4 protein-coding genes and 2 pseudogenes are annotated in these 6,832 nt (G+C 63.1%); all 6 read left to right on the top strand.

Annotated elements, in window-relative coordinates:
• Positions 1 to 151, top strand: a pseudogene (locus ACFC3J_RS21650) (glycoside hydrolase family 25); the annotation flags it as partial.
• On the top strand, positions 130 to 606 hold the full coding sequence (locus ACFC3J_RS21645; protein ID WP_375198036.1) for a cytidine deaminase: 477 nt from the start codon (positions 130 to 132) through the stop codon (positions 604 to 606). The pseudogene ACFC3J_RS21650 and the gene ACFC3J_RS21645, both read left to right, overlap by 22 nt.
• A 4-nt stretch (positions 607 to 610) precedes the next feature.
• On the top strand, positions 611 to 1,165 hold the full coding sequence (gene dcd, locus ACFC3J_RS21640; protein WP_267249144.1) for a dCTP deaminase: 555 nt from the start codon (positions 611 to 613) through the stop codon (positions 1,163 to 1,165).
• Between the two features lie 41 nt (positions 1,166 to 1,206).
• Positions 1,207 to 1,995, top strand: a complete 789-nt coding sequence (locus tag ACFC3J_RS21635) for a metallophosphoesterase (RefSeq protein WP_375198035.1) — start codon at positions 1,207 to 1,209, stop codon at positions 1,993 to 1,995.
• Positions 1,996 to 2,162: 167 nt separating this feature from the next.
• Positions 2,163 to 4,952 carry a TonB-dependent receptor plug domain-containing protein gene (locus ACFC3J_RS21630; protein ID WP_375198034.1) on the top strand — a complete coding sequence of 930 codons (2,790 nt, stop codon included), beginning with the start codon at positions 2,163 to 2,165 and terminating at the stop codon, positions 4,950 to 4,952.
• Between the two features lie 14 nt (positions 4,953 to 4,966).
• Positions 4,967 to 6,832 (top strand): annotated as a pseudogene (locus tag ACFC3J_RS21625) (amidohydrolase); the annotation flags it as partial.

Below are 6,832 nucleotides of genomic sequence, written 5' to 3'. Positions count from 1 at the left end.
TGCCTCCCGGATCAACCGGACATTCTGGCTGGAAGGCAATTTCTTCCCCCCCGACGCTGAAAAGCGGAAATGGGTGATGTGGACAGCCAATGATATGCGGCATATCGACGGCGTCGAGGGTCCGGTCAGATGGGATGTGATGGCGCCGTGAGTGCGAAGCGGGAATTGATCGAAGCGGCGCGGGCGGCGATGGCCAACGCCCATGCGCCTTACAGCCGCTTCGCGGTCGGGGCTGCGGTGCGGCTGACCGATGGTGCGATCGTGACCGGCTGCACTTTCGAAAATGCGAGCTATGGGCTGTCGCTCTGCGCCGAGACTGTCGCGCTGGCGACGGTCAATGCGCAGGGACGCTTTGCGGATGTCGAAGCGATTGCGGTCGTGGGCGGCGCGATGGGCGCGGACGGTTCGGTCGCCGGGGATGCGATCGTCACCCCATGCGGCCGGTGCCGCCAGATCATGAACGAAACCGAACAGATGGCGGGACGGGAGCTTGCCATCTATTGCGCGGCGCCCGAAGGCGATGCCGTGATCGAACATTGCGTCGCAGAACTCTTGCCTTTTTCCTTCGGTCCTGCCGATCTGGGCATTACCCCAAGAAAGAACTGAAACAATGTCGATATTGTCGGATAAGTGGATTCGCGAACAGGCCCAGACCAACGGCATGATCGAGCCGTTCGTGGAGAGCCAGAGGCGCGACGGCTGCATCAGCTATGGCCTGTCATCCTATGGCTATGACGCACGGGTAGCAGACGAATTCAAGATCTTCACCAATGTCGACAGCGCAGTGGTGGACCCCAAGGATTTCGCAGCGAACAGCTTCGTCGACCGCAAGACCGACTGCTGCATCATCCCCCCCAACAGCTTTGCGCTGGCGCGCACGGTCGAATATTTCCGGGTGCCTCGCGACGTTCTGGTCATCTGCCTCGGCAAATCGACCTATGCGCGCTGCGGCATCATCGTGAACGTGACCCCGCTGGAACCGGGTTGGGAAGGCCATGTGACACTGGAGTTTTCCAACACCACGCCGCTCCCGGCCAAGATCTACGCCAACGAAGGCGCCTGCCAGTTCCTGTTCCTGAAAGGGAACGAGCCGTGCGAAACCAGCTATGCCGACCGTGCGGGCAAATATATGGGACAGCAAGGCGTAACATTGCCCCGCCTTTAAGGCCGTGCAAGACTGGCGACCGTGACAGGAACACGCCCGCCATGCTGATCCCTTTCCTCCGCCGGAGAGCGTCGGAACAGGCTTCGCCACCCCGCGTGGATGACGTCCGCGTCTATGCGATCGGCGATATTCATGGCCGTGACGATCTTTTTGCCGAATTGCTGGACAGGATCGCACAGGATGAGGCCGGGCGGCCTCCTCTGCCCCGACTGTTGATCCTGTTGGGCGATCTGGTGGATCGCGGGCCTGCTTCGCGGCAGGTCGTCGAGCGGGCGATGGCGCTCGCGCGCTCGGATGAGACCGTTCGCTTCATCAAGGGCAATCATGAGGAGATGTTCATCGCCGCGGCGCGGGGACAGGTGCGGGCAGCGCGCCTCTTCCGGCGGTTTGGCGGAATCGAAACACTGGCCAGCTATGGGCTGACGTCGAAAATGAGCGTGGCCATGAGCGATGAGGCGCTGGTCCAATGGATGCTGACCGGGATTCCCCGCGCCGCCATCGATTTTCTGGATGATGGCGAGGATCAGATCAGCGTCGGCGATTATCTGTTCGTTCACGCCGGGGTGCGCCCCCGCATCGCTCTGGAAGCGCAATTGCCGACTGATATGCGCTGGATCCGGGGCGATTTCCTCAACCATCGCGGCTCTTTCGGCAAGATGATCGTCCATGGCCATAGCATTACTGAAAATGTGGACATTCGGCCCAACCGCATCGGCATCGACACGGGAGCTTTCGGCAGCGGCCGGCTGACCGCTGTAGGGCTGGAAAATGAGCGGCGATGGTTTCTGCAAACCGGCGTGGACGGGCCACAAAAACGTCAACCAATATAATATAATTACAAGAATACTCCATTCCGCGTCGATATTCTGATCATTCATAGTAGACGGGAACATAATCCCAATACCTGCCCGAAGCCGATCCATGGCGGATCGGAACCTGTTCTTCGTTCGAAGCGATAGAACGGCGAAAAATGCCGTCTTTTGCAGGGGAACATTCGATGCGTATTCGCCATGCACTGGCGGGGGTCGCCCTCGCCATCTGTCTTGTTTCGCCTACCGAACTGTTAGCCGCCGGCGGCAAGGACGCGATCCTGTCACAGCGGCACAAATTCGATATCGCCCCGCAGCCCTTGAGCAGCGCGCTGCGTCAGCTGTCGTCGCAATCGGGCGTGCGCATTCTCTTCCCTTATGACGAGGTCGCCGCGATCCGCAGCCGCCGGGTTCAGGGCTGGCTGTCCACCGAGGATGCGCTGGAGCGGCTGCTGGCCGGAACAGCACTCAAGCACAGCGAAGCCGGTGTCGGCGTCATAGCGCTGGCGGTGCCGGCCAATCGCGCCGCCGCGCGTCGCAGTCCCATGGCCGTGCAACTGGCACAGGCCAATGTTTCGGGCGCCTCGTCCGCACCCGTCGCCATGGCGCCCGCCGCCGAGGCAGAGGATGCTTCAGCGCCGATCATCGTGACCGGCACGCGCCAGTCGACCCGCACAGTTGCGGAAAGTCTCGCGCCGATCGACGTGCTGGGCGCCAAGGATCTGGAAGCAAGCGGCAAGCAGTCCGTGCGCGACCTGCTGGGAACGTTGGTGCCTTCGATCAACGTATCAAACAGCGGTGCAGGCGCCAGTTTCGCGGTCAAGACACTGTCGCTGCGCGGGCTTGCAGGCGACCAGCTGCTGGTGCTGGTCAACGGCAAGCGGCGCCATAACACCGCCACGCTCTTCATCAACGGCACGACGCAGAACGGGCAGTCGCCGCCGGATCTGGACCTGATCCCATCCTCCTCCATCGAGCGGATCGAGGTGCTGCGCGACGGTGCTTCGGCGCAATATGGGTCGGACGCGATCGCCGGGGTGGTCAACATCCTCCTGAAAAACGACACCAGCGGCAGCGCGTCCTTTCTGGGCGGCGCCACGGCCGACGGCGGCGGCGAACAGGGCCGTTTTCAGGTCAGCAAGGGCTTCGGCATCGGCGATGGCGGCCATGTCCATTTCACGCTCGACGCCTTCCTGCAGGGGCGGACCTATCGCAGCGCGCCCAATCCGGGACAGTTCTATGCCCGCGTCGGTCAGCTTTATTCCTCGACCAGCGGCGCACTCGACCCGCGTGAGGCCACCGTCGACCGGGACGTCAACAAGGGCGGGCAGCCGCAGGTTTCGGGCATAAACTTCGCCTATGACGTCTCGCTGCCGATCAATGACATGGTCGAATTTTACCTGTTCGGCACCGCATCGCGGCGACACTCCGACGCGTGGCTGACCTATCGCTTTCCCGATGCGCCGAACAATATCCCGGAGCTGTTTCCCAATGGCTACAGCCCGCACCTCCACATTTATGACGAGGATTTCCAGACCGCCGCGGGTGTGCGCGGCGACCTGTCCGACACATTCCATTATGACGTTTCGAGCAGCTTTTCGCGCAACTGGGTGAAATATCGGGAAAGCTCGGTCGTCAACGCGTCGCTCGGCCCGGCCAGCCCGACCGACATGTATATCGGTTCCGTCACCTCCAGGGAGTGGACGACCAATCTGGACCTGCAAAAGACCGTCGAACTGGGGCTGGCGGAACCGCTGCTGATCGCGGTCGGTGGAGAATATCGCTGGAACAGCTACGCCATCGGCGCAGGCGATCCGGTGTCCTATATCGACGGCGGCTACCGGTCAGCCACCGGCCCCAATGCGGGCGTGCTCCGGACTTCCGGGTCGCAGGGCGTGACCGGCTTTCCATTGTCCGCGGCTGGCGAATGGAGCCGCGACAACTGGAGCGCCTATCTGAACCTGGAACAGAAGATCTTCGATGGGCTGGAGGTCGCTCTGGCGGGGCGACATGAAGATTATTCGGACTTCGGCACGACCGATACCGGCAAGGCTTCGATCCGGATCGAGCCGATGCATGGCCTTGCCCTGCGGGGCACGGCCAGCACCGGCTTCCGCGCACCGACGCTCCAGCAACAGCATTATTCCTCCGCTTCCACCATCAATGTCGGCGGGGTGCTTTTGCCGGTATCGGCGTTGCCGGTGGATTCGGCGGCGGCCATCGCGCTGGGCGCCACGCCGCTGAAGCCGGAAAAGTCGAAAAATCTGTCGGCCGGTATCGTGATCACCCCGACGCCGCGGCTGAACATCACGGTCGATGCCTATCAGATCAGGATCAGCGACCGCATATTGCTGTCCGAAACGCTGCAAGGGACATTGGTGCGCAGCGTGCTGGCGGCGGCGGGAATCACCTCTTCGGCAGGCGGCTTCTATTTCTCCAACGCGGCCGACACGCGGACGCGCGGGTTGGACATCGTCAGCACATGGCGCGCGGGGCTGGGCGATTTCGGCAATGCCGTGTTCAACCTGTCCGCCAATTTCAACAAGACCGTCTTCACCCATGTCGATGCCGTGCCTGACGTTCTGGCAGGCGCGGGGCTGGTGCTGATCGGCCGGTCCAAGCAGGGCGACTTCACCAAGGGCACGCCCCGCGACAAGTTGATCGCCAACATATTGTGGACGAAAGGGCCAGCCAGCCTGAACCTGCGCGCCACCCGCTACGGCAAGGTGACGATGGTGCATGCCACCAATCCCGCGCTGGATGCGGAGATCGATCCCAAGGTGATCTTCGATCTCGAACTAGGCATGGAATTGCGCAAGGGCATCAAGCTGACGGCGGGCGCGAACAATCTGTTCAACATCTATCCGAACAAATTGCCCGCCACGCTCCAGGGCAATGGCTTCTCCCTCTACAACCAATATTCGCCCTACGGGACCAGCGGCGGCTTTTATTACGGCCGGTTGAATTTCGAATTTTAAGGCAAGGGAACAGCATGACGGGTCGGGTGACAATCAACCGCCGCGAAGCTCTCGCGGCGGGCGGGATCGGGCTGCTTGCGGCCGGGAGTGCGGGATCGCTGGCGCAGGACAGGCCGGGCGCCCCCGCAGCTGGCAGGGAAACCCTCGTCACCGTCGAGGATTGCACCAATATTGCCCTCGCCCTGTCGCCGGATGGCAAGCGGATCGCCTTCGACCTGCTCGGCATTTTGTGGACCATGCCGGTGGAAGGCGGCCCGCTCAAACGGCTGACCGGAGATTTTGACGACCTGGCCCAGCCGGACTGGTCGCCCGATGGGAGCCGGATCGTCTTTCAATCCTATCGGTCGGGCAATTTCCATATCTGGTCGGTCGCGGCGGACGGCGGCGACATGCGCCAGCATACGGACGGGCCGTTCGACGACCGGGAGCCGCGCTGGTCGCCCGACGGGAGGACAATCGCCTTTGCGTCCGATCGGGCGGAGGGGCGCTATGTCATCCATCTGCTCGACGTCGCGACGGGCAGGGTTACCGCCTTCTCCAGGGGCAACACCAATGACAGCGAACCCTGTTGGTCGGCGGACGGCAGAAGCATCGCCTATGTCGCGGGCGGAAAGACGCTGGTGAAGGCGGATGTCGCTACCGGAGCGGCGATCGACGTCGCGTCGGTACCGCCCTCGCCCGACCGCTTCAACCCATCGGCGATCATGGCTCCGGCTTTCGCGCCGGACGGAACGCTGGTCTACAGCCGGCTGCAGCCCGGTTCGCTGACGCTGGTGCGGGGGGAACGCGACATCGTGGCGGGGGAAGATCTCTATCCCTTCCGCCCGGCCTTCACCAGCGATGGCGCAATCCTTTACGGATCGAACGGCAAGATCCGGAAGTGGAAGGATGGCAAGGCCAGCGTCATCCCCTTCCGCACCCAGATCCCGGTAACGACGCCTGGCTACCGGAAGAAGACGCGGGACTTCACCTCGACCGACCGCAGGCCGGTGGTGGGGATCGCCGCGCCGATGCTCTCGCCCGACGGGAAGAGCATCGTCTTTGCGGCGCTGAACGATATTTACCTGATGCCGCTAGGCGGCGCGCCGAAAAAGCTGATCGGCGACCCCTGGCACAAATGCGATCCGGCCTGGTCGCCCGATGGCCGGACGATCGCCTATAGCTGCGATCGGGGCGGGACGCTGGACCTCTGGCTGCATGAACTTGCGACGGGCAAGGAACGGCAACTCACCAACATTCCCGACAAGGCGGTCGCCTGGGGCAGTTGGTCGCAGGACGGCAGGCTCATCGCCTTTCTGGATCAGGAGGGCGCTCTCCACACGGTCGAGGTGGCGAACGGGACGGTGCGCAAGGTCTTCGACGCGCTCTGGGAACCGGGGCGACCGAGCTTCGGGCCGGGCGGCAGGACGATCGCCTACGCCGCCTTCAAGCCGGTGACGGGCCGTTACCGGGAGGGCACGAGCCAGATCCTGACCGTCGATCTCGCAACCGGCAAGGGCCGCTATCAGGCAGTGGCCGAAGGCAAGTCGATCGGCGTGCGCGGCCATGACGGGCCGGTCTGGTCCCCGGACGGCCAATGGATGGCCTATGTCTTCGCCAGCACCCTTTGGGTCGTGCCGGTCGGGGAAGACGGCAGCTTCGCCGGAGAACCGCGACAGATCACCAAAGAGGTCACGGATGCGCCGAGCTGGAGCGGGGATTCCCGGTCGCTGCTCTATCTCAGCGCCGGGAAATTGCGGCTGGTTTCGCTGCGGGGAACTGCGGCGCGAACCATTCCATGCCGTCTCGACTGGGCTAATGCCAGGCCTTCGGGTCGCACCATCATCAGGGCTGGCAAAGTCTGGGACGCGCTCTCCGCCGATTACCGGACGGGCGTGGAT

Source organism: Sphingobium sp., from assembly GCF_041987595.1.
Classification (GTDB): Bacteria; Pseudomonadota; Alphaproteobacteria; order Sphingomonadales; family Sphingomonadaceae; genus Sphingobium.
The sequence above is the reverse complement of the archived record's forward strand: the minus strand, read 5'-3'. Positions and strand labels throughout refer to the sequence as shown.